This is a genomic window from Nocardioides pacificus (genome assembly GCF_054775955.1).
Window position 1 is genome coordinate 104,344 of sequence record NZ_BAAHCI010000014.1, and the last position, 16,925, is coordinate 121,268.

22 protein-coding genes are annotated in these 16,925 nt (G+C 70.1%); 8 read left to right on the forward strand and 14 right to left on the reverse strand.

Going from position 1 to position 16,925, the window contains the following annotated elements:
* The first annotated feature begins 1 nt into the window (after position 1).
* The 3 genes from ACYU7L_RS16890 (at position 2) to ACYU7L_RS16900 (ending at position 1,777) form a co-directional block, all read left to right on the forward strand.
* Positions 2-196: a hypothetical protein gene (locus ACYU7L_RS16890; protein WP_460799029.1), complete on the forward strand. Its 195-nt coding sequence runs from the start codon at positions 2-4 to the stop codon at positions 194-196.
* A complete protein-coding gene (locus tag ACYU7L_RS16895; protein ID WP_460799031.1) occupies positions 193-939 on the forward strand; it encodes a phosphoadenylyl-sulfate reductase in 747 nt (248 codons plus the stop codon). The genes ACYU7L_RS16890 and ACYU7L_RS16895 overlap by 4 nt, the downstream gene beginning before the upstream one ends.
* 94 nt (positions 940-1,033) lie before the next feature.
* On the forward strand, positions 1,034-1,777 hold the full coding sequence (locus tag ACYU7L_RS16900) for a sirohydrochlorin chelatase (RefSeq protein WP_460799033.1): 744 nt from the start codon (positions 1,034-1,036) through the stop codon (positions 1,775-1,777).
* Positions 1,778-1,958: 181 nt separating this feature from the next.
* Here ACYU7L_RS16900 and ACYU7L_RS16905 read toward each other — a convergent pair whose 3' ends face one another.
* From ACYU7L_RS16905 to recA, 6 genes are all read right to left on the reverse strand, one after another.
* Positions 1,959-2,339: a DUF3037 domain-containing protein gene (locus ACYU7L_RS16905; RefSeq protein WP_460799035.1), complete on the reverse strand. Its 381-nt coding sequence runs from the start codon at positions 2,337-2,339 to the stop codon at positions 1,959-1,961.
* Positions 2,336-3,124, reverse strand: a complete 789-nt coding sequence (locus ACYU7L_RS16910) for a HipA family kinase (RefSeq protein WP_460799037.1) — start codon at positions 3,122-3,124, stop codon at positions 2,336-2,338. Before ACYU7L_RS16910 ends, ACYU7L_RS16905 begins: the two co-directional genes overlap by 4 nt.
* Positions 3,121-3,963, reverse strand: a complete 843-nt coding sequence (locus tag ACYU7L_RS16915) for a PPK2 family polyphosphate kinase (RefSeq protein ID WP_460799040.1) — start codon at positions 3,961-3,963, stop codon at positions 3,121-3,123. The genes ACYU7L_RS16910 and ACYU7L_RS16915 overlap by 4 nt, the downstream gene beginning before the upstream one ends.
* A 1-nt stretch (position 3,964) precedes the next feature.
* On the reverse strand, positions 3,965-4,444 hold the full coding sequence (locus ACYU7L_RS16920) for a phosphoribosyltransferase (RefSeq protein WP_460799043.1): 480 nt from the start codon (positions 4,442-4,444) through the stop codon (positions 3,965-3,967).
* 71 nt (positions 4,445-4,515) lie between these two features.
* Entirely contained in the window at positions 4,516-5,121 is a 606-nt protein-coding gene (locus ACYU7L_RS16925; protein ID WP_460799045.1) for a regulatory protein RecX, read from the reverse strand.
* Positions 5,122-5,152: 31 nt separating this feature from the next.
* A complete protein-coding gene (recA, locus tag ACYU7L_RS16930; RefSeq protein ID WP_460799047.1) occupies positions 5,153-6,190 on the reverse strand; it encodes a recombinase RecA in 1,038 nt (345 codons plus the stop codon).
* A 295-nt stretch (positions 6,191-6,485) separates the two neighbouring features.
* Between recA and ACYU7L_RS16935 the strand changes: the two genes are divergently transcribed.
* Entirely contained in the window at positions 6,486-6,911 is a 426-nt protein-coding gene (locus ACYU7L_RS16935) for an organic hydroperoxide resistance protein (RefSeq protein ID WP_460799049.1), read from the forward strand.
* A 7-nt stretch (positions 6,912-6,918) separates the two neighbouring features.
* On the opposite strand, the gene ACYU7L_RS16940 is transcribed toward ACYU7L_RS16935, so the two are convergent.
* Both ACYU7L_RS16940 and ACYU7L_RS16945 read right to left on the reverse strand, forming a co-directional pair.
* On the reverse strand, positions 6,919-7,110 hold the full coding sequence (locus ACYU7L_RS16940) for a DUF3046 domain-containing protein (protein ID WP_460799051.1): 192 nt from the start codon (positions 7,108-7,110) through the stop codon (positions 6,919-6,921).
* A gap of 10 nt (positions 7,111-7,120) precedes the next feature.
* On the reverse strand, positions 7,121-7,663 hold the full coding sequence (locus ACYU7L_RS16945; RefSeq protein ID WP_460799053.1) for a DinB family protein: 543 nt from the start codon (positions 7,661-7,663) through the stop codon (positions 7,121-7,123).
* A gap of 58 nt (positions 7,664-7,721) precedes the next feature.
* On the opposite strand from ACYU7L_RS16945, the gene ACYU7L_RS16950 reads away from it, so the two are divergent.
* Both ACYU7L_RS16950 and ACYU7L_RS16955 read left to right on the forward strand, forming a co-directional pair.
* Entirely contained in the window at positions 7,722-8,231 is a 510-nt protein-coding gene (locus ACYU7L_RS16950) for a GNAT family N-acetyltransferase (protein WP_460799055.1), read from the forward strand.
* 16 nt (positions 8,232-8,247) lie between these two features.
* Positions 8,248-9,567: a cytochrome P450 gene (locus tag ACYU7L_RS16955; protein WP_460799057.1), complete on the forward strand. Its 1,320-nt coding sequence runs from the start codon at positions 8,248-8,250 to the stop codon at positions 9,565-9,567.
* 36 nt (positions 9,568-9,603) lie between these two features.
* Here ACYU7L_RS16955 and ACYU7L_RS16960 read toward each other — a convergent pair whose 3' ends face one another.
* Positions 9,604-10,335: an ABC transporter permease gene (locus tag ACYU7L_RS16960; protein ID WP_460799059.1), complete on the reverse strand. Its 732-nt coding sequence runs from the start codon at positions 10,333-10,335 to the stop codon at positions 9,604-9,606.
* A 14-nt stretch (positions 10,336-10,349) separates the two neighbouring features.
* Positions 10,350-11,273 carry an ABC transporter ATP-binding protein gene (locus ACYU7L_RS16965; RefSeq protein WP_460799062.1) on the reverse strand — a complete coding sequence of 308 codons (924 nt, stop codon included), beginning with the start codon at positions 11,271-11,273 and terminating at the stop codon, positions 10,350-10,352.
* A 114-nt stretch (positions 11,274-11,387) separates the two neighbouring features.
* On the opposite strand from ACYU7L_RS16965, the gene ACYU7L_RS16970 reads away from it, so the two are divergent.
* The gene (locus ACYU7L_RS16970) at positions 11,388-12,101 is read left to right on the forward strand and encodes an LppX_LprAFG lipoprotein (RefSeq protein ID WP_460799064.1); all 714 of its coding nucleotides are present in this window, start codon (positions 11,388-11,390) and stop codon (positions 12,099-12,101) included.
* The gene (locus ACYU7L_RS16975; RefSeq protein WP_460799066.1) at positions 12,098-13,876 is read left to right on the forward strand and encodes an MFS transporter; all 1,779 of its coding nucleotides are present in this window, start codon (positions 12,098-12,100) and stop codon (positions 13,874-13,876) included. Before ACYU7L_RS16970 ends, ACYU7L_RS16975 begins: the two co-directional genes overlap by 4 nt.
* 57 nt (positions 13,877-13,933) lie before the next feature.
* Here ACYU7L_RS16975 and ACYU7L_RS16980 read toward each other — a convergent pair whose 3' ends face one another.
* The 4 genes from ACYU7L_RS16980 to ACYU7L_RS16995 all read right to left on the reverse strand — a co-directional run bounded on the left by ACYU7L_RS16980 (position 13,934) and on the right by ACYU7L_RS16995 (position 16,844).
* On the reverse strand, positions 13,934-14,212 hold the full coding sequence (locus ACYU7L_RS16980; RefSeq protein WP_460799068.1) for a hypothetical protein: 279 nt from the start codon (positions 14,210-14,212) through the stop codon (positions 13,934-13,936).
* 102 nt (positions 14,213-14,314) lie between these two features.
* Positions 14,315-15,118, reverse strand: coding sequence for an ABC transporter permease (locus ACYU7L_RS16985; protein ID WP_460799070.1), 804 nt, complete (start codon positions 15,116-15,118; stop codon positions 14,315-14,317).
* Entirely contained in the window at positions 15,118-15,909 is a 792-nt protein-coding gene (locus ACYU7L_RS16990) for an ABC transporter permease (RefSeq protein WP_460799072.1), read from the reverse strand. Before ACYU7L_RS16990 ends, ACYU7L_RS16985 begins: the two co-directional genes overlap by 1 nt.
* Complete coding sequence (locus ACYU7L_RS16995; RefSeq protein WP_460799074.1) at positions 15,909-16,844, reverse strand: ABC transporter ATP-binding protein; 936 nt, start codon at positions 16,842-16,844, stop codon at positions 15,909-15,911. The genes ACYU7L_RS16990 and ACYU7L_RS16995 overlap by 1 nt, the downstream gene beginning before the upstream one ends.
* Positions 16,845-16,925: the final 81 nt, after the last annotated feature.

Below are 16,925 nucleotides of genomic sequence, written 5' to 3' on the forward strand. Positions count from 1 at the left end.
GATGAGCGCGCGCGCCGTCCCGTTCTACTGCCCGTTCTGCGGCGACGAGGACCTGCGTCCCCATGAGGCGATCTCCGAGACCGGCGAGGTGTCGTCACCGCACGGCACCTGGGAGTGCCGCGCCTGCATGCGCGCCTTCTCCCTCAAGATGATCGGGCTGCTGCGTCGCGACGAGCACCGGGAGGTGCCCTCATGACCGCCGCGAGCACCATCGCCGCCCGCAACCGTCGCGGCACCCACACCGAGGGGCGCTCGCCCGAGGAGCTGCGCGAGCTCGTGTCGCACGTCGGTGCCGAGCTCGAGCTCGCCCCGGCGGAGGACATCATCGAGTGGGCCGTCGCCACGTTCGGCGATCGGTTCTGCGTGACCTCGTCGATGGGCGACGCCGTCCTGGCCCATCTCGCCTCGAAGGTGGCGCCCGGCGTCGACGTCGTCTTCCTCGACACCGGCTATCACTTCGTCGAGACCATCGGCACCCGCGACGCCGTCGAGGCCACGCTGCCGGTCAACCTCGTGACGATCCGGCCCGAGCTGAGCGTCGCGGAGCAGGACGCGACGTACGGCAAGGACCTCTTCCGCACCGACCCCGACCTGTGCTGCGCGCTGCGCAAGGTGAAGCCGCTCGCGGACTCGCTGGCCGACTACGACTCGTGGGCCACCGGCATGCGCCGTGCGGAGACGCACAACCGCGTCCTCGCCCCGGTGATCGGCTGGGACGCCAAGAAGGGCAAGGTCAAGGTCTCGCCGCTGGCACGCTGGAGCGACGAGCAGGTCGAGCGCTACATCGCCGACAACGGCGTGCTGGTCAACCCGCTCGTCTACGACGGCTACCCGTCGATCGGATGCTGGCCGTGCACGCGACGCGTGGCTCCCGGCGAGGACCCGCGCAGCGGGCGCTGGGCAGGCACCAACAAGACCGAGTGCGGAATCCACACATGAGGACCCCCGGACTGCCTCACCCCCTGGCTGACACCAATCTGGCTGACAACGTCGTCAGCCGCTTCGCCTCCACCCCCGATGGGAGACCGCTCTGATGGCCGCACCCGCCCTGGTGGCCCTGGCTCACGGGAGCCGCGACCCCCGCTCCGCAGCAACGATCAACGCGCTGATCGGCGAGGTTCGCAAGATGCGCCCCGACCTGCGGATCGAGGCCGCCTTCCTCGAGCTGTCCCGGCCGTCGTTCTCGACCGTGGTCGATCGCCTGGTGAAGGCCGGCTTCGACGAGATCGTCGTGGTCCCGCTGCTGCTCAACGACGCCTACCACGCGAAGGTCGACGTCCCCGCGGCCATCGCCGAGGCCACCGCCCGCCACGAGGGTCTGCGGATCCGGGCGAGCGACATCCTCGGCCTGGAGAAGTCCTTCCTCGAGGTCCTCGACATCCGACTGCGCGCCGCGCTCAGCGAGGCCCGGGTGCGCGAGCTCGATGCCCTCGTGCTGGCGGCCGCCGGCTCGAGCGACCCGCTGGCCAACCAGGCCGTGGCCCGGCTCGCCCGGGTCTGGGGCGCACACCACAAGCTGCCGGTGACTGCGGCCTTCGCCTCGGCCGCGCCGCCGGCCACCGGCGAGGCGGTCCGGCAGTTCCGCGCCGAGGGCCGTCGCCACATCGCTGTCGCCTCGCTGTTCCTCGCCCCGGGCTTCCTGCCCGACCGGGCGTCGGAGCTGGCCTTCGAGGCCGGAGCCGTCGCCGTCTCCGCCCCGTTGGGCGCCCACCCGGAGCTCGCCCGCACCATCCTGGCCCGCTACGCCGTGGGCGCCGTGGAGCTCGTCCCCGTCTGACCCCGCCCCGCACGCCCGGGTCGTGTGCCTGAGAACGCGCTATCGCGCGCCCCTGGGCACACGACCGGCGGCATGGGTGTACGTCGCGGAGCGGTGAAGATGCGCCGACTCGACGGTGAAGATGCGCCGACTCGGCGGTGGAATTGCGCCGACTCGGCGGGGGGGTGTGGGGGTGCCTGGGTTAGCGGACCAGGCAGTCCAGGAGGCGGGTGAGCTCGGCGGCCGGATCCTCGGTGAGGCCGCTGTGCACCGGGCCCGGCTGGAGCACCGTGCTCTTGGGCGCCTTGAGGAAGCCGAAGCGGGTGCCGATCGGGCGGGTGGCTGCCGCACCGCCTCGTGAGTCCCCGGAGCAGACGCCGTCGACGAAGTCGAGCGCCGCGCGGACGCTGCGGACGTCGAGCGCGGGGCCGAGGGCTCGCAGCCGGTCGGGGTCGACGTGCGAGGCCATGCCCAGGATCTCGGCCGCCTGGCAGTAGACGACCACGCCCACGTTGAGGAACTCCTCGCGGTCGGCGCGGGGCACCGCGCGGAGCACGACGTACTGGTAGGCCAGCTTGGTCATGAGGCTCCTCCCCCGGCGGCGTCGTCCTGAGCGGTGGGCAGCCAGTCTCGGGTGGCGAAGCGAGCCGTCAGAAACTTCACGTAGGCAGCACGCACCGCCGCAGGGGTCTCGGCCCCAGGCACCGCTTCCAGCCACTCGTCCGGAACCTCCTCGAGCACCTCGACGAAGGCCTCCTCCCCGAGCAGGGCCGAGATCTCCGCGTCCGCCTCCTTCAGCCGAGGCACGTGCGCCCCCAGGACGTGGTCGGACACGTCCCAGGGCTGTCGAGCGAAGCGCGCCGGGTCGGTGATCCCGCCCGACCACGCGTGGTGGAAGTACAGCGACGCACCGTGGTCGATCACCCACAGGTCGCCGTGCCACATCAGCAGGTTGGGGTTGCGCCAGCTCCGGTCGACGTTGGCGCAGAACGCGTCGAGCCAGAGCACCTTCGCCGCCACGCCGTCACCGGTGTGGAGATCCCCGTCGAAGCCGAAGGCACCGGGGAGGAAGTCGACACCCAGGTTGAGTCCGAGGCTGGCGTTGATGAGGTCCTGGACCTCCTCGTCGGCCTCATAGCGGGCGATGTCGGCGTCGAGCTGCAGCGCCACCAGCCGGGGGGTGCGCAGACCGATGCGCCGCGCGAGACCGGCCGCGACGACCTCGGCGACCAGCACGCGCAGCCCCTGACCGGCCCCGCGGAACTTGCACACGTAGGTGCCCAGGTCATCGGCCTCGACGATGCCCGGCAGGCTTCCGCCCTCACGCAACGGCGTGACGTAGCGGATGACCGAGACGGTCGGGATCATGCCAGCCCTTCTTCGGCCTCGAGCCGTGCTCGCTGCTCCTTGACGTCGAAGTCCGCCGCCGGCCAGTCCAGATCCATGCCCGACAGGACCTCGTGCAGGAGGGAGGCGACGGCGAGGTTGCGATACCACTTCTTGTCGCTGGGGATCACGTGCCACGGGGCCTGCTCGGTGTTGGTCCGCTCCAGGGCGATCTCGTAGGCGCGCTGGTAGTCGGGCCACAGCTGACGCTCGTCGATGTCGCCCGGGTGGAACTTCCAGTGCTTCGTGGGGTCGTCGAGACGGGCGAGCAGACGCTTGTGCTGTTCACCAGCAGAGACGTGCAGCATGCACTTCACGATGCTCACCCCGCGGTCGGTGAGGTCGGCCTCGAACTCGTTGATCGCCTCGTAGCGCCGCTCGATCTCCGCCGGGTCGGCGAGCCCTCGCACGCGGGCGATGAGGACGTCCTCGTAGTGGGAGCGGTCGAAGACGCCGATGTAGCCCGGCTCCGGCACCGCCTGGCGGATCCGGACCAGGAAGTCCTGCGCCCGCTCCTCCTCGGTCGGGGCCTTGAACGACGTGATCCGCACGCCCTGCGGGTCCACCAGGCCGATCGCCTTGCGCACGACCCCGCCCTTGCCGGAGGTGTCCATCCCCTGCAGCACCAGCAGGACCCGCCGCTGGGAGTCGGTCGTGCGCCGCGCGAAGAGCTGCTCCTGCATGTCGGCAAGACCGGGGCCCAGGTCCCTCAGCGCCTGCTTGCCCTCCGTCTTGTCACCCGCGAAACCGGGGGCCGCGTTGGTGGGCAGATCGGCGAGGGTGACCGGGCCGGGTGGGAGGCGAAGGTGTGCCGAGCGCATGTCAGAAGCCCTTTCGCACGGGGGGCAGGCACGACCACGGGAAGTCGATCCACCGGTCGGTACGGCGCCAGACGTAGTCCGGCTTCACGATCGAGCGCGACTTCTCATAGATCACGGCCATCCGGACGTCGGCGACGTGGTCGGCGCAGTAGGCGCGCACCAGCTCCAGCGTCTTCCCGGTGTCGGCCACGTCGTCGGCGATCAGCACCTTGGCCCCCGAGAGGTCCACCGCCTGCGGTGTCGGGGGCAGCATCACCGGCATCTCCAGCCTCTGGTCGACGCCGGTGTAGAACTCCACGTTGACCGCGGAGAGGTTCTTGACGTCCAGGGCGTAGCCGAGAGCCATCCCCAGCCCAAGTCCGCCCCGGGCGATCGACAGGACGAGATCCGGCTCGTAGTCGTCGTCCACCACCGTCTGCGCCAGGTCGCGCGCCGCCGCCCCGAACATCTCGTAAGTCAGGACCTCGCGCTCGTCGCTCATGCGGACATCATGGCCCACGGCCGGTGCCGGGCCTACAGGTCGGGCCCAGAGAACAGGCCTAGAGATCAGGCCTAGAGATCAGGTACGTCGAGGTCCGCGCGCAGCTCGTCGCGGATCACCGCGAAGGCCAGCCCCGCGGGATAGCCCTTCCGGGCCAGCATCCCGGCGAGACGACGGGTCGCCTTGTCCGGCTCCAGGCCGGCGACCGAGCGCAGCTTCTTGCGCACCAGCGCCCGAGCCGCGGCCTCCTCGTCGGCAGGATCGATCTCGTCGAGGGCCTCACGGGCCAGCTCGTCGTCGATGCCCTTGCGTCGCAGCTCCTGGGCGAGCGCCCGCCGGGCGAGCCCCTTGCCCGGCTGCCGGCTCTCGACCCACGCCCGGGCGAAGGTCCGGTCGTTGACCAGGCCGACCTCCTCGAAGCGGTTCAGGAGGCGCTCCGCCACGTCGGTGGGGACGTTCTTCTTGGCCAGCTTGTCGCTGAGCTCCTGGCGCGAGCGCGCCTGGCCGGTCAGCTGGTCGAGCAGGATCTTGCGCGCCACTGCCTCCTGGTCGGCCTCGGGGCCGAGGGCCACGGGGTCCGGCGGGAGTACCTCGGCCTCCGGGGCGACCGAGCGGATCCAGGCAGCTACCCCCGCCGCCACGTCACCGCGCCAGGGATCCTCCGGCTCGGTCGTCACCGAGTCGGAGTCCCTGCGTCGCGGATCGGCCTCAGAAGGCGTCGACACCAGTCGGCTCGGCCGGAGCGTCGACCTGCGGGCCGACACCCAGCTTCTCGAGGATCTTCTTCTCGAGCTCGTTGGCCAGGTCGGGGTTGTCGCGCAGGAACTTGCGGGAGTTCTCCTTGCCCTGGCCGAGCTGGTCGCCCTCGTAGGTGTACCAGGCGCCGGCCTTGCGGACGAGGCCGGCATCCACGCCCACATCGATCAGGCCGCCCTCACGACTGATGCCCTTGCCGTACATGATGTCGAACTCAGCCTGCTTGAACGGCGGGGCGACCTTGTTCTTGACGATCTTGATGCGGGTCCGGTTGCCCACCATCTCGGTGCCGTCCTTGAGCGTCTCGATGCGTCGCACGTCGAGGCGAACCGAGGCATAGAACTTCAGCGCCTTGCCACCGGTGGTGGTCTCGGGCGAGCCGAACATGACGCCGATCTTCTCGCGCAGCTGGTTGATGAAGATCATCGTGGTGCCCGAGCTGTTGAGGGCACCGGTCATCTTGCGCAGCGCCTGGCTCATCAGTCGCGCCTGCAGACCGACGTGGCTGTCGCCCATCTCGCCCTCGATCTCGGCGCGCGGGACCAGCGCGGCCACGGAGTCGACGACGATGAGGTCCAGCGCTCCGGAGCGGATCAGCATGTCGGCGATCTCGAGCGCCTGCTCACCGGAGTCGGGCTGCGAGACCAGCAGGGCGTCGGTGTCGACGCCCAGCGCCTTGGCGTACTCGGGGTCGAGGGCGTGCTCGGCGTCGATGAACGCGACGATGCCGCCGGCGGCCTGGGCGTTCGCGACCGCGTGCAGCGCCACCGTGGTCTTGCCGGAGGACTCCGGACCGTAGATCTCGACGACGCGCCCACGCGGCAGTCCACCGATGCCCAGCGCGACGTCGAGCGCGATCGCGCCGGTGGGGATCACGCCCAGCGCAGCGCGCGTCTCCTCGCCGAGACGCATGATCGAGCCCTTGCCGAACTGCTTCTCGATGCCTGCCAGTGCGGCGTCCAAGGACTTGTTGCGATCTCCTGCGGCCATGTCATTCCATCCAATCTCAGGGCTCATGAAGAGCCCACGGTGTGGTGTAGCGAGTCGTGTTCGTCTGTGGGAGGAACGCTAGACAAGACCACCGACAGTGCCGGACTTCCCCGTCACCCTGGGGACAACCATCGCCCCTGCGTCACCTGTGGAGACACCTTAGCCCGAACAGGTGTTCGACCCCCAGCTCACCCCCGCGTGTCGCTGGAAGTTTTCTATTGCGCACAATTGAATTGCCTACTACCTTGAAGAGCCGATCATCCCCACCGATCAACTCCAAGCGAAGGACGCCTCTATGGACGCCATCTACACCGCCGAAGCCCTTGCCACCGGAGAGGGCCGCAACGGCCACGGCAGCACCCCCGACGGACGCCTGTCCCTGGACCTGGCCATCCCCAAAAAGATGGGCGGCACCGGCGATGGCACCAACCCCGAGCAGCTCTTCGCCGTCGGCTACGCCGCCTGCTTCCACTCCGCGCTGCAGATGGTCGCGCGCCAGGCGAAGGCCGACGTGACCGACTCCGCGGTCGGCGCCAGCGTCAGCATCGGCGCCCTCGACGGCGGCGGCTTCGGTCTGGCCGTCACCCTCGAGGTCACGCTCCCGAGCCTGTCGAAGGACGAGGCGATGGCCCTCACCGAGCAGGCGCACCAGGTGTGCCCCTACTCCAACGCCACCCGCGGCAACATCGAGGTGACCCTCGTCGTCAACGACGACGAGTGAGCCTGCCTCAGCGCAGGCTCTCCGGCAGGCGCTGATCGCGCCACACCGCCGCCCAGACCTCCTTCGCCGGCACGCCGGCGTCGAGGGCCTGGGTGACGGTGCGATTGCCCAGCTCCGCGATGACATGGTGCTCGGCGAAGAGCGTCGCCTGCACGCCCAGCCCCTCTTCGAGCCGGGACCAGAACTCCGTGAACCTCATCGAGCCCGCCTCATCCGGTCTCGGTGCCCCGCAGCACGTAGCCCACGTCGTACACGTGATGGACGATGTCGTGCAGGTGGTAGCGCCCGAAGGTGGTCACGGTGAACGCGCTGCCGTCGCTGCGCTGGCCACGCCGCTCGAGCTGCTCGGGGGCCACCTGGGCGTAGTGTCCGGCCACCGTCCCGGCCGCCTCGATGAGGTCGATCTCGACCTGCGTCGGGTCCTGGGCGGCATAGTCGCCCTCGATCGCGGACGCGTCCTGGTCCCAGTTCGCGAAGGTCGGCGCGTCCTCGGTGAGCATCAGCTGCAGCCGCTCGTCGAAGAGTCGGTGGACGTCGCGCACGTGGCAGGCGTACTCCAGCACCGACCAGACGTCCTCGCTGGGCCGCTCACGCACGTCGGCGGCGGCGCGGAGCACCTCGCTCCAGGCGAGCGTCGTGACGCGCAGGAGCTCGGGCAGGTCAGCCACCTCGACGGCTTGCGCATCGAAGCCGCAGTCGGGGCACGGGCGGTCCAGGACCCAGGTCCAGTCCTTGGTGTCAGGGGTCAGCACGGCGCCATTGTCGCAGCCGCCGCAACGCCGGGACACCGGTGCTGGGACAATGGCCGTTATGGCCGAGTTCTCGACCCGTTCCGCGATTGAATCCGACCTCGCCGCGATCTCGGCGATCTACACGCACGCGGTGGAGCACTCGCACACCACCTTCGACCTCGAGCCACCCGACATGGACCACTGGCGGGCGCGCCTCGACGGGCAGCACCCCGGTGACCATCTGCTGGTGGCGACCGACGACACCGACACCGTGGTGGGTTACGCCTACTCCTGGTCGTTCCGTCCCCGACCGGCCTACGACCTCACCCGGGAGACGTCCATCTATCTGGATCGGTCCGTACGAGGTCTGGGCGTCGGGCGTCTGCTCTACCCCGCCCTGCTTCAGACGATGGCGGTGTCCGGCGTGCACACCGCCATCGCTGCGGTCGCGCTGCCCAACCCTGCCAGCGAGCGCCTGCACCAGTCGGTCGGCTTCGAGAAGCTGGGTGTGATGCGCGAGGTCGGTCGCAAGTTCGACCAGTGGATCGACATGGCGTGGTACCAGAAGATGCTCGTCAACCTCCCCTGAGCTCAGGAGGCCCAGCGTGATTCAGCTCAGCCCCGTGCATCTGGCCCGCGCTGCCGTGCGCTGGTCCCTGGGTCACGCTGTGCCCCGCACGGTTCTGCGTCGATCAGCCAAGCAGGGCGACCTCCATGGGCGGATGTTCGTCGCCACCCAGTCGGGCGGGCTGGCGGCGCTCGACCCGGTCCTGGACGAGCTGCGCACGCACAGCCCCTTCTACCGCGGGAGGTACGCCTCGGTGAGCGTGGACAACGCCGCAGTGCGGGCCCTGTTGTCCACCCCTGATGCGGGCTCGGGGGTCGTGCCCGCAAACGGGAGAAGCGGCCTCGCCCGGCTGCAGACGTGGGCCATGCGGGACGCGCCGCTCGGCCCCCTCACCCCGCCCTCCCTGTTGGTGACCGAGCCGCCGGATCACACCCGCTACCGCAAGCTCGTCTCGCGTGTCTTCAGCGTCCGGGCGGTCGAGAGGCTGCGCGGACGCACTGAGGAGATCGCCGCCCAGCTCCTCGACCAGATCGACCCACGCAGTCCGGCCGACCTCGTCGCGACGTACTGCAGCCTGCTGCCCGTCACCGTGATCGCGGAGATCCTCGGCGTCCCGGAGCGCGACCGCGAGAAGGTACTCAGGTTCGGCGCCGCGGCCGCGCCCAGCCTCGACCTCGGACTCTCCTGGCGAGAGTTCCGTCATGTCGAAGCGGCGCTGCGCGCGTTCGACCACTGGCTGGGGCAGCACCTCGACGACCTGCGACGACAGCCGGGCGACGACCTGCTCAGCCAGCTCGTCTCCGCTCAGGAGGACGGGGTGAGCCTCACAGACACCGAGCTGAGATCCACCGCCGGGCTGGTGCTCGCGGCCGGCTTCGAGACCACCGTCAACCTGCTCGGCAACGGCATCGCGCTGCTCGCGGCCCACCCCGAGCAGCGCAGGCTGCTCACCGAGCGCGAGGATCTGTGGCCCAACGCGGTCGACGAGGTGCTGCGAGTCGACCCGCCGGTGCTCCTCACCGGACGCGTCGCCCTGACCGACACCGAGGTCGCGGGCGTCTCGATGCGGCGCGGATCCGTGATGGTCGCGCTGCTGGCCGGCGCGAACCGTGATCCCCGCGTCTTCCCGCAGCCGGACCGGTTCGACATCACTCGGGAGAACGCCCGCGACCACGTCTCGTTCTCCGCCGGGCGCCACTACTGCCTGGGCGCAGCGCTGGCCCGCATGGAGGGCGAGGTCGGACTGCGGAGCCTGTTCGAGCGTTATCCCGATCCGCGGCTCGAGCCCGGCGCCGTACGTCGGAGCACCCGCATCCTGCGCGGCTACGAGCAGCTTCCGGTCACGCTGAGCCCCTGAGCCCCTGAGCCCCTGAGCACTGAGGCCCTGAGGGTCTCAGCCTTCGGCCTCCCTGCGCAGCAGCCAAGCCGTGAGACCCAGGCTGATGGCCAGCATCGCGAGCATGTAGAGCAGTGCCTGCCCGTCCCACGCCTCGCCCAGCCAGGGACCACGGACCAGCTCTCCGGCGTGGGTGACCGGGATGCCGTCGGCGATGCGCGCCAATGCCGGGGGCAGGACCTCCTTCGGCGGGCCGGCGCCACCGAGCATCATGAACACGAAGAACAGCAACACGCCGAGCCCTTGGGCGGCCCGCGCCGTGGGGAGCAGGAACCCGAGCAGCGCCCCGAGCCCGGCGAACGACACGGCGATCAGCAGGTAGGCCGCGACCACACCGACCCAGTCCTCAGGCAGCGCCGCGTCGTAGGCCACGACGGACAGGATCGTGAGCAGGACCGCGCCGGCGGTCGCGACAACCACCGTGACAGCCATGTGGGCACCGATCAGCGCCGTGGGCCTGATCGCCGAGGCGCGGAAGCGGCGCAGGACTCCCTGCTCCCGATAGCCGGCCAGGTGCACCGGCAGTGACAGGACGCCGGCGGTGGCCGCGACGAGCGCCACGTAGGCGGAGGTGTAGAAGTCGATGGGCGACAGCCCCTGCCACACCGTCGGATCCGCCTGGCTCCCGAAGACGCCGTTGAGGACGTAGAGCATGACAAGGGGAAGCACCAGGACGAACATCACCGTGAGCGGCTCGCGGACGAACAGCTTCAGCTCGACCCAGGTCATGGCGCCCAGGGCCCTCACGAGGCACCGCCCGGATCGGACCCGCCGGTCAGGGCCAGGTAGGCGTCCTCGAGGCTCGGCATCTGTGCCGTCAGGTCCTCCGGCTCCATCCCTCGCTCCACGAGCGCATGCGCGACCCGAGCCAGCAACGGGCCGCCACCTCGGACGAGCACCTCATCGCCACCGGTCCGACCGACGTCTCTGACACCGGCCACGGCGCAGAGGAAGGACACGTCTTCATCCGGCGGTGCGGTGAACCGTACGACGGTCTCGGGCTGTTGGGCGGCGATGAGCTCCGCCGGCGTGCCCATGGTCAGCACGCGGCCCCGCGACAGCACGGCCAGGCGGTCGCACAGCCGCTGAGCCTCGTCCATGAAGTGGGTGACCAGGATGACGGTGGTGCCCCGGTCGCGCACGGCCGACACCAGGTCCCACGCCACCCGCCGGGCCGCGGGATCCAAGCCGGTGGTCATCTCGTCGAGCACGACGAGTCGTGGGTCGGACACGAGAGCCAGAGCAACGAAGAGCCGTTGCCGTTGGCCGCCGGAGAGGTTGGCGAACGCCGTGTGGCGCCGGTCGGCGAGGCCCCACTCGTCGAGCAGCCGGCGCCACGGCGGTCCACCTGGACTGATCGCGGCGAACAGCTCGAGCGCCTCGCCGACCCTCAGCCGATCCGGGAGAGCGGAGTCCTGGAGCTGGCTGCCCACCAGCCGGCGCAGCCTCATCGCATCCGCGCCCGGGTCGAGCCCGAACACCCGGAGCCGGCCGGCGTCCGCCCGCCGCAAGCCCTGAAGGCACTCGACCGTCGTGGTCTTCCCCGAGCCGTTGGGGCCGAGGAGGCCGAAGATCTCGCCGGGCTCGACCTCGAAGGAGACGTCGGCGACCGCCACGGTTCGGCCGTACTCCTTGCGCAGCCCACTGACCTCGACGACAGCCGCCATGGCGCCAGCGTCGCGCCGAGGCGCTCCCCCTGTCCAGAGTCGAAGGTCGCGGCTGATCCGAGTGCGCGAGGGAAGTGTGAGGCGCACTCCGCGCTTGCGTGTCAGGCTGACCCCATGAACGCGCTGGTACGTCGTCCCTGCCGCCGCCGCGCCCGCGTGGTCGTCTCTCTCGTGGCGCTGATGGTGGCGCTCGCGGCCTGCTCCGACGGCGGCGGCGGGTCCGACGACACTCCAGAGGAGGTGCTCGCGGCGGCGAAGGAGGCCCTTGACGAGACCATCGGAGTGACGCTGTCGCTGAGCACCGAGGAGCTCCCCGACGATGTCGACGGCGTCCTGGACGCGACAGGTGTCGCAACGCACGCACCGGCCTTCGACGGTGACCTGACCATCACGGTCAACGGGCTGGACGTGGATGTGCCTGTGGTCTCGGTCGACGGCAAGGTCTACGCCAAGCTGCCCTTCACGCGCTCCTTCGCCGAGGTGAACCCCGCGGACTACGGCGCCCCGGACCCGGCCCAGCTCATGGACCCGGACACCGGCCTCTCCACCTGGCTCACGGGCGTGAGTGGCCTCGAGGAGGGCGACAGGGTCCGCGACGGCGAGACCGTGCTGAGCTCCTACACCGGCTCGCTGCCGGGAGAGGCGATCATCGCATCGATCCCGAGCGCGGACGCGGACGCGGAGTTCCCCACCACATTCCAGATCGACGAGGACGGTCGGCTCCGCTCCGTGAGGATCTCCGGTCCGTTCTACGGCTCGAAGGGCACGGTCGACTACACCGTCAGCGTGGACGACTACGGGACCGACACGGACATCAAGAAGCCGTGACCGGGCCCGACACCGCGCAGCATACGGTCGACCGGAGCGGCAAGCTCCTGCTCGGCCTGGCAGCGGTCGCGGTCGGGTTCGCGGCGGCGGACAACTACGTCGTCGTGCTCGCGCTGCCCGACATGATGGGGTCGGCCGGCCTGTCGGCGGAGGACCTGCAGAAGGCCGCGCCGATCATCTCCGGGTTCCTGCTCGGCTACATCGCGATGCTGCCGCTCATCGGGCGCATCGCCGACATCCGCGGCCGAGTCCCGGTGCTCGTCGGCGCGCTCGTCGTCTTCGGGCTCGGCTCGCTGGTGACGGCGGCGGCCTACGACCTGCCCAGCGTGGTGGTCGGCCGCCTCCTCCAGGGCGTGGGAGCCGGTGGGCTGCTGCCCCCGACGCTCGCCCTGGTGGCCGATCTGTACCCGCCCCGGCGCCGTGGGGTGCCGCTCGGCGTGGTCGGCGCCGTGCAGGAGCTCGGGAACGTCGTGGGGCCGGTCTACGGCGCGGTGGTGCTCGCGTTCGGGAGCTGGCGCACGATCTTCTGGATCAACCTGGCCGTCGGTCTCGTCCTGGCCGCGGTCATCCGGCAGCGGGCGGCCGGCACCGACGTCGAACCCGCTCCGCCCCGACGAGTCGACTGGCCGGGCCTGGTCCTTGCGGCCGCGGCGCTCGGTTGCCTGCTGCTGGTGATGGTTCAACCCGGGAGGCTGCTGGCGGACGTCACGGCAGGGCTCGCGTTCCTCCCGGTCGCCGGCAGCAGCCGGTGGCTGTCACCGTTGGCGCTGGCCTGCTTCGCACTGACGCTGCTGTTGGTGCTCCGGTGCCTGACGGCACGCCGTCCGTTGCTCGATCTCCGGTCCTGGCGGGGCACCCTGGGCAAGGTCGACGTGCTGAGTGCCGTCCTGCTCTCGGTGGTGCTCTCCGGTGTGATCCTCGCCTTCGCGACCGCCGACCCGGAGGTGCAGGTGTTCTCGCCCGCCGGCCCGTGGCTGCTGGTGCTGAGCGCGGCCGCCGCCGCGCTCTTCTGGCTCCGCAACCGGTCGGTCTCGAACCCTCTGGTGCCACCGCACGCGGTGTCCGCGACGCCAGCGTGGGGAGCACTGGTCGTCAGCTTCTTCGTCGGCGCGGCGGTGATCGCCGCCCTGGTGGACATCCCGATCTTCGCCCGGCTAACGGTCTACAACGACTCCCAGCTGATGGCCGCGTTGGTGCTGGTGCGGTTCCTCGTCGGTCTCCCCGTCGGGGCGTTCCTCGGCGGATGGCTGACCCACCGCATGAACGCCGGGGTGTTGACGGCCCTCGGGATGGCCGTCTCCGCGGCCGGCTTCGGGTGGATGTCGCAGTGGCCATTCGAGGCACTCGAGAGCCCGCTGGCCACGGTGCCGCTGGTCGCCGCGGGGTTGGGCGTCGGCCTGGCGATGGCTCCGGTGAACGCCGCGCTGCTGTCGGCCACCGAGCCTGCGGTCCACGGCCTGGCGAGCGCCCTGCTCATCGTGGCGCGCACAGTGGGCAAGCTCGTCGGCATCAGCGTGCTGACCACCATCGGGCTGCGCCGCTACTTCGCCGAGCAAGCCGACCTCCCCGAGCCGATGGAGGTGTGCGGGCAAGGGGACAGCCGGTGCGCCGAGTTCAGCCGGATCCTCCAGGACGCCGGGCTCGTCCAGCTGCACACGATCTTCCTGGGCGCGGCCGCCTGTTGCGTCGTCGCCGGGCTGGTCGCCCTGGCTGTGTTCTGCCACGCCGACACCCGCGAGGTGCGCACCTCCGCCCTCGAGTCGGGGATCGGTTGATCTCTCGGCCCCGTTCACGAGCGGATCAGAGGATCGAGAGGGGAGACCCCGGCAGCGTCAGCTGCCCTCGAGGGCCTCGCGCAGCGCGATGACCTCCGCGAGTGCCTGCTCGGCGGTCTCCGTCGCGATGCTCAGGGCCTTGATCAGCGTCGCGATGTCGACCTTCTGGCGTTGGCTGGGGCTGCGCTTCGCCTCATCCAGATCGAGGCCGAGATCCCCGACGGCGTGCAGTTGCTCCTTGAGCTCCCGGAGACTCCGATGGCCGCTTCGAGCTCCGATCTTCAGATCCCGTTCTGCCTGCGCCTGCGGACTTCTACTGATCTTGAAGAGACCCATGCGGCTCCCCCTCTCGGTCGGTGGTGCCCCGAAGGTCGGGAATGGGCAGCATAGGTGCTCACCCGGGGATCACCTCTCCAGTGAGCGGGGCGGCCCACGCCATCAGCTGAGCAGCAGGCCGTCCAGCCGGCGGCGTACGACCCAGAGCCCGGCGACCCCCATCACCACCAGGTAGACCACGGAGACGAGCGACGCGCTCGACACCGCTCCGGTGGTGAGCTCGCGACACAGCACGACACCGCGATAGAGCGGCGTGCACTCCACCACCCAGCGCAGCCAGCCGTCGAACGCCGTGATCGGGAAGAACGTCGCGGAGAACAGGAACAGCGGCAGCTGCACCAAGGTCACCTTGTCGAAGTCCTGCCAGCTGGTGAACCAGGTCGTGATCGCCATGAAGACCGCGGAGAACGCGAAGCCGAGCAGCAGCGCGGCGGGCAGGGCGAGCACCGCCCACCAGGTGTCCACGAGCCCCATCGCCGCCATCACGACGAGGAACATCGCGGAGTAGCTGGCCCCGCGGATCAGCCCCCAGGCGATCTCGCCCCGGGCGATGTCGGAGGTCGAGAGCGGCGTGGCGAGCATCTGGTCGTAGAGCTTGTTGTACTTCAGCTTGAAGAAGACGTTGAAGGTGCTGTCCATCATCGCGCCGTTCATCGCGGAGGCGGCGAGCATCCCGGGCGCCACGAACTCCGCGTAGGGGATCGGCTCGCCGTTGAACTCGAAGGTGTCGATGAGCTGCCCCACCCCGACACCGATCGAGAGCAGGTAGAAGAACGGCTCGAGGAACCCGGTGAGGAAGAGCTTCCACGCCTGGCGGTAGACCACGTAGTTGCGCAGCACCAGCAGGCGCGTGGCCCGCCAGGGACCGAGGGGCGCCGGCGGGGGGCCGGGGGCGAACTCCAGCATCAGCTCACCAACCTTCGGCTCAGCCCTGTCACCGAGAGCCGCCACCCCACGGCCGTGACCAGGCCCAGCACCACCACGTGGACCGCCGCGAGGGTCCAGTCCACCTGGTCGAAGGTCAGCATCCGCGAGAGGTTGACGCCGTGCCACAGCGGCGTGAGGCGGGCGACCCACTCCAGGGCACTGCCCAGGTTGGCGATCGGGAAGAACGCACCGGAGAACAGGAACAGCGGGAAGACCCCGAGTCGATAGATCAGGCCGTAGCCCTCCTCCGAGCGCATCCGCACGCTCAGCGCGTAGACCACCGTCGCGAAGGCCATGCCCACCAGCACCTGCGCGCCGAGCGCCAGCACCGCGCCCCACCAGGTGGCGAACACCCCGAACGGCACCAGCACGAGCAGGTAGACCAGACAGGTCGTCAGCAGCCGGAAGAACACGAACAGCTGGTGCCCCGCGACCAGGTCGCGCGGCTGCAGGGGCGTGGCGAGCATCGAGTCGTAGACCTTCTGCCACTTCAGCATCGACATCACCGGGTAGGTGACCTCGCCCACCGCCGTCTGCATGGCGTGGCTGGCCACCAGCCCCGGCACCACGAAGGCGAGGTACGACGTGGCGCCCTCGAGCCGGTCGGGATCCCCCTCGATGAAGTCCCCGAGCAGCACCCCCATCGCGACGACGTAGAACATCGGCGCCACGAAGGACGAGATGACCGAGCCCTTCCAGGTCCGCCGATAGACGGTGAACCAGTAGTCCGCCTGACGCGCGATGGCCTCGCGTCTGCTGAGCGTCTCCATCAGTCCACCAGCGTCCGTCCGGTCATCCGCAGGAACACGTCCTCGAGAGTCGACCGACGGACCAGGACCGCGACCGGCTGCAGCCCGCGCTCGTGCACCTTGGCGACGACCTCCTCGCCGTCCTCGGTGTAGACGAGCAGCCGGTCGGGCAGCACCTCGATCCGCTCCCCCAGGTCGGCGACCTTCTCGGTCAGCTGCTCGTGCTCGCCGATGCCGAAGCGCAGCTCGGCGACCTCGCGCGTCGAGTGGTCGCGGATCAGCGCCAGCGGCGCGCCCTCGGCGACGATCCGGCCCTTGTCCATCACGACCAGGCGGTCGCACAGCTGCTCGGCCTCGTCCATGTAGTGGGTCGTGAGCACCAGCGTCACGCCCGCCTGCTTGAGCCGGAAGAGCCGGTCCCACAGCACGTGACGGGCCTGGGGGTCGAGCCCGGTGGTGGGTTCGTCGAGCAGCAGCAGGTCGGGTCGGTTGATCAGCGAGCGCGCGATCGTGAGCCGCCGCTTCATCCCGCCCGAGAGGTCCTCGACCTTGCTCTTGGCCTTCTCGGTCAGCTGGACGAACTCCAACAGCTCGTCGGCCCGCTCCCGGACCTCGGCGCGCGGCAGGCCGAAGTAGCGCCCGTAGATGACCAGGTTGTCGCGGACGTTGAGCTCGGTGTCGAGCGTGTCCTCCTGAGGGCACACCCCGAGCCGAGCGCGCACCGAGGGGCCGTGGGTGGTCGGGTCGAGTCCCAGGATGCGCAGCGTCCCGCTCGTCGGCGGCGACACCGCGGCGATCATCCGCATCGTCGACGACTTGCCCGCGCCGTTGGGTCCGAGGAAGCCGAACGCCTCGCCGCGTCGTACGTCGACATCGACGCCGCGCACCGCCTCGAAGTCGCCGAACGACTTGCGCAGGTCACGCGCGTGGATCATCGACTCTGGGAGATCTGCCACGTCGCGTGACCCTAGTCCTCGGCACCGACAGCCCGGCAAGGGGTTTGTCCGGCCGGGCGGTCCGGCCCAGAGCACAAGCAT

Bases quoted from the DNA above. Each gene is read 5' to 3' on its own strand.
- ACYU7L_RS16890 (WP_460799029.1), top strand. From the start codon at position 2: ATGAGCGCGCGCGCCGTCCCGTTCTACTGCCCGTTCTGCGGCGACGAG.
- ACYU7L_RS16895 (WP_460799031.1), top strand. From the start codon at position 193: ATGACCGCCGCGAGCACCATCGCCGCCCGCAACCGTCGCGGCACCCAC.
- ACYU7L_RS16900 (WP_460799033.1), top strand. From the start codon at position 1,034: ATGGCCGCACCCGCCCTGGTGGCCCTGGCTCACGGGAGCCGCGACCCC.
- ACYU7L_RS16905 (WP_460799035.1), bottom strand. From the start codon at position 2,339: ATGACCAAGCTGGCCTACCAGTACGTCGTGCTCCGCGCGGTGCCCCGC.
- ACYU7L_RS16910 (WP_460799037.1), bottom strand. From the start codon at position 3,124: ATGATCCCGACCGTCTCGGTCATCCGCTACGTCACGCCGTTGCGTGAG.
- ACYU7L_RS16915 (WP_460799040.1), bottom strand. From the start codon at position 3,963: ATGCGCTCGGCACACCTTCGCCTCCCACCCGGCCCGGTCACCCTCGCC.
- ACYU7L_RS16920 (WP_460799043.1), bottom strand. From the start codon at position 4,444: ATGAGCGACGAGCGCGAGGTCCTGACTTACGAGATGTTCGGGGCGGCG.
- recA (WP_460799047.1), bottom strand. From the start codon at position 6,190: ATGGCCGCAGGAGATCGCAACAAGTCCTTGGACGCCGCACTGGCAGGC.
- ACYU7L_RS16935 (WP_460799049.1), top strand. From the start codon at position 6,486: ATGGACGCCATCTACACCGCCGAAGCCCTTGCCACCGGAGAGGGCCGC.
- ACYU7L_RS16940 (WP_460799051.1), bottom strand. From the start codon at position 7,110: ATGAGGTTCACGGAGTTCTGGTCCCGGCTCGAAGAGGGGCTGGGCGTG.
- ACYU7L_RS16950 (WP_460799055.1), top strand. From the start codon at position 7,722: ATGGCCGAGTTCTCGACCCGTTCCGCGATTGAATCCGACCTCGCCGCG.
- ACYU7L_RS16960 (WP_460799059.1), bottom strand. From the start codon at position 10,335: ATGACCTGGGTCGAGCTGAAGCTGTTCGTCCGCGAGCCGCTCACGGTG.
- ACYU7L_RS16965 (WP_460799062.1), bottom strand. From the start codon at position 11,273: ATGGCGGCTGTCGTCGAGGTCAGTGGGCTGCGCAAGGAGTACGGCCGA.
- ACYU7L_RS16970 (WP_460799064.1), top strand. From the start codon at position 11,388: ATGAACGCGCTGGTACGTCGTCCCTGCCGCCGCCGCGCCCGCGTGGTC.
- ACYU7L_RS16980 (WP_460799068.1), bottom strand. From the start codon at position 14,212: ATGGGTCTCTTCAAGATCAGTAGAAGTCCGCAGGCGCAGGCAGAACGG.
- ACYU7L_RS16985 (WP_460799070.1), bottom strand. From the start codon at position 15,118: ATGCTGGAGTTCGCCCCCGGCCCCCCGCCGGCGCCCCTCGGTCCCTGG.
- ACYU7L_RS16990 (WP_460799072.1), bottom strand. From the start codon at position 15,909: ATGGAGACGCTCAGCAGACGCGAGGCCATCGCGCGTCAGGCGGACTAC.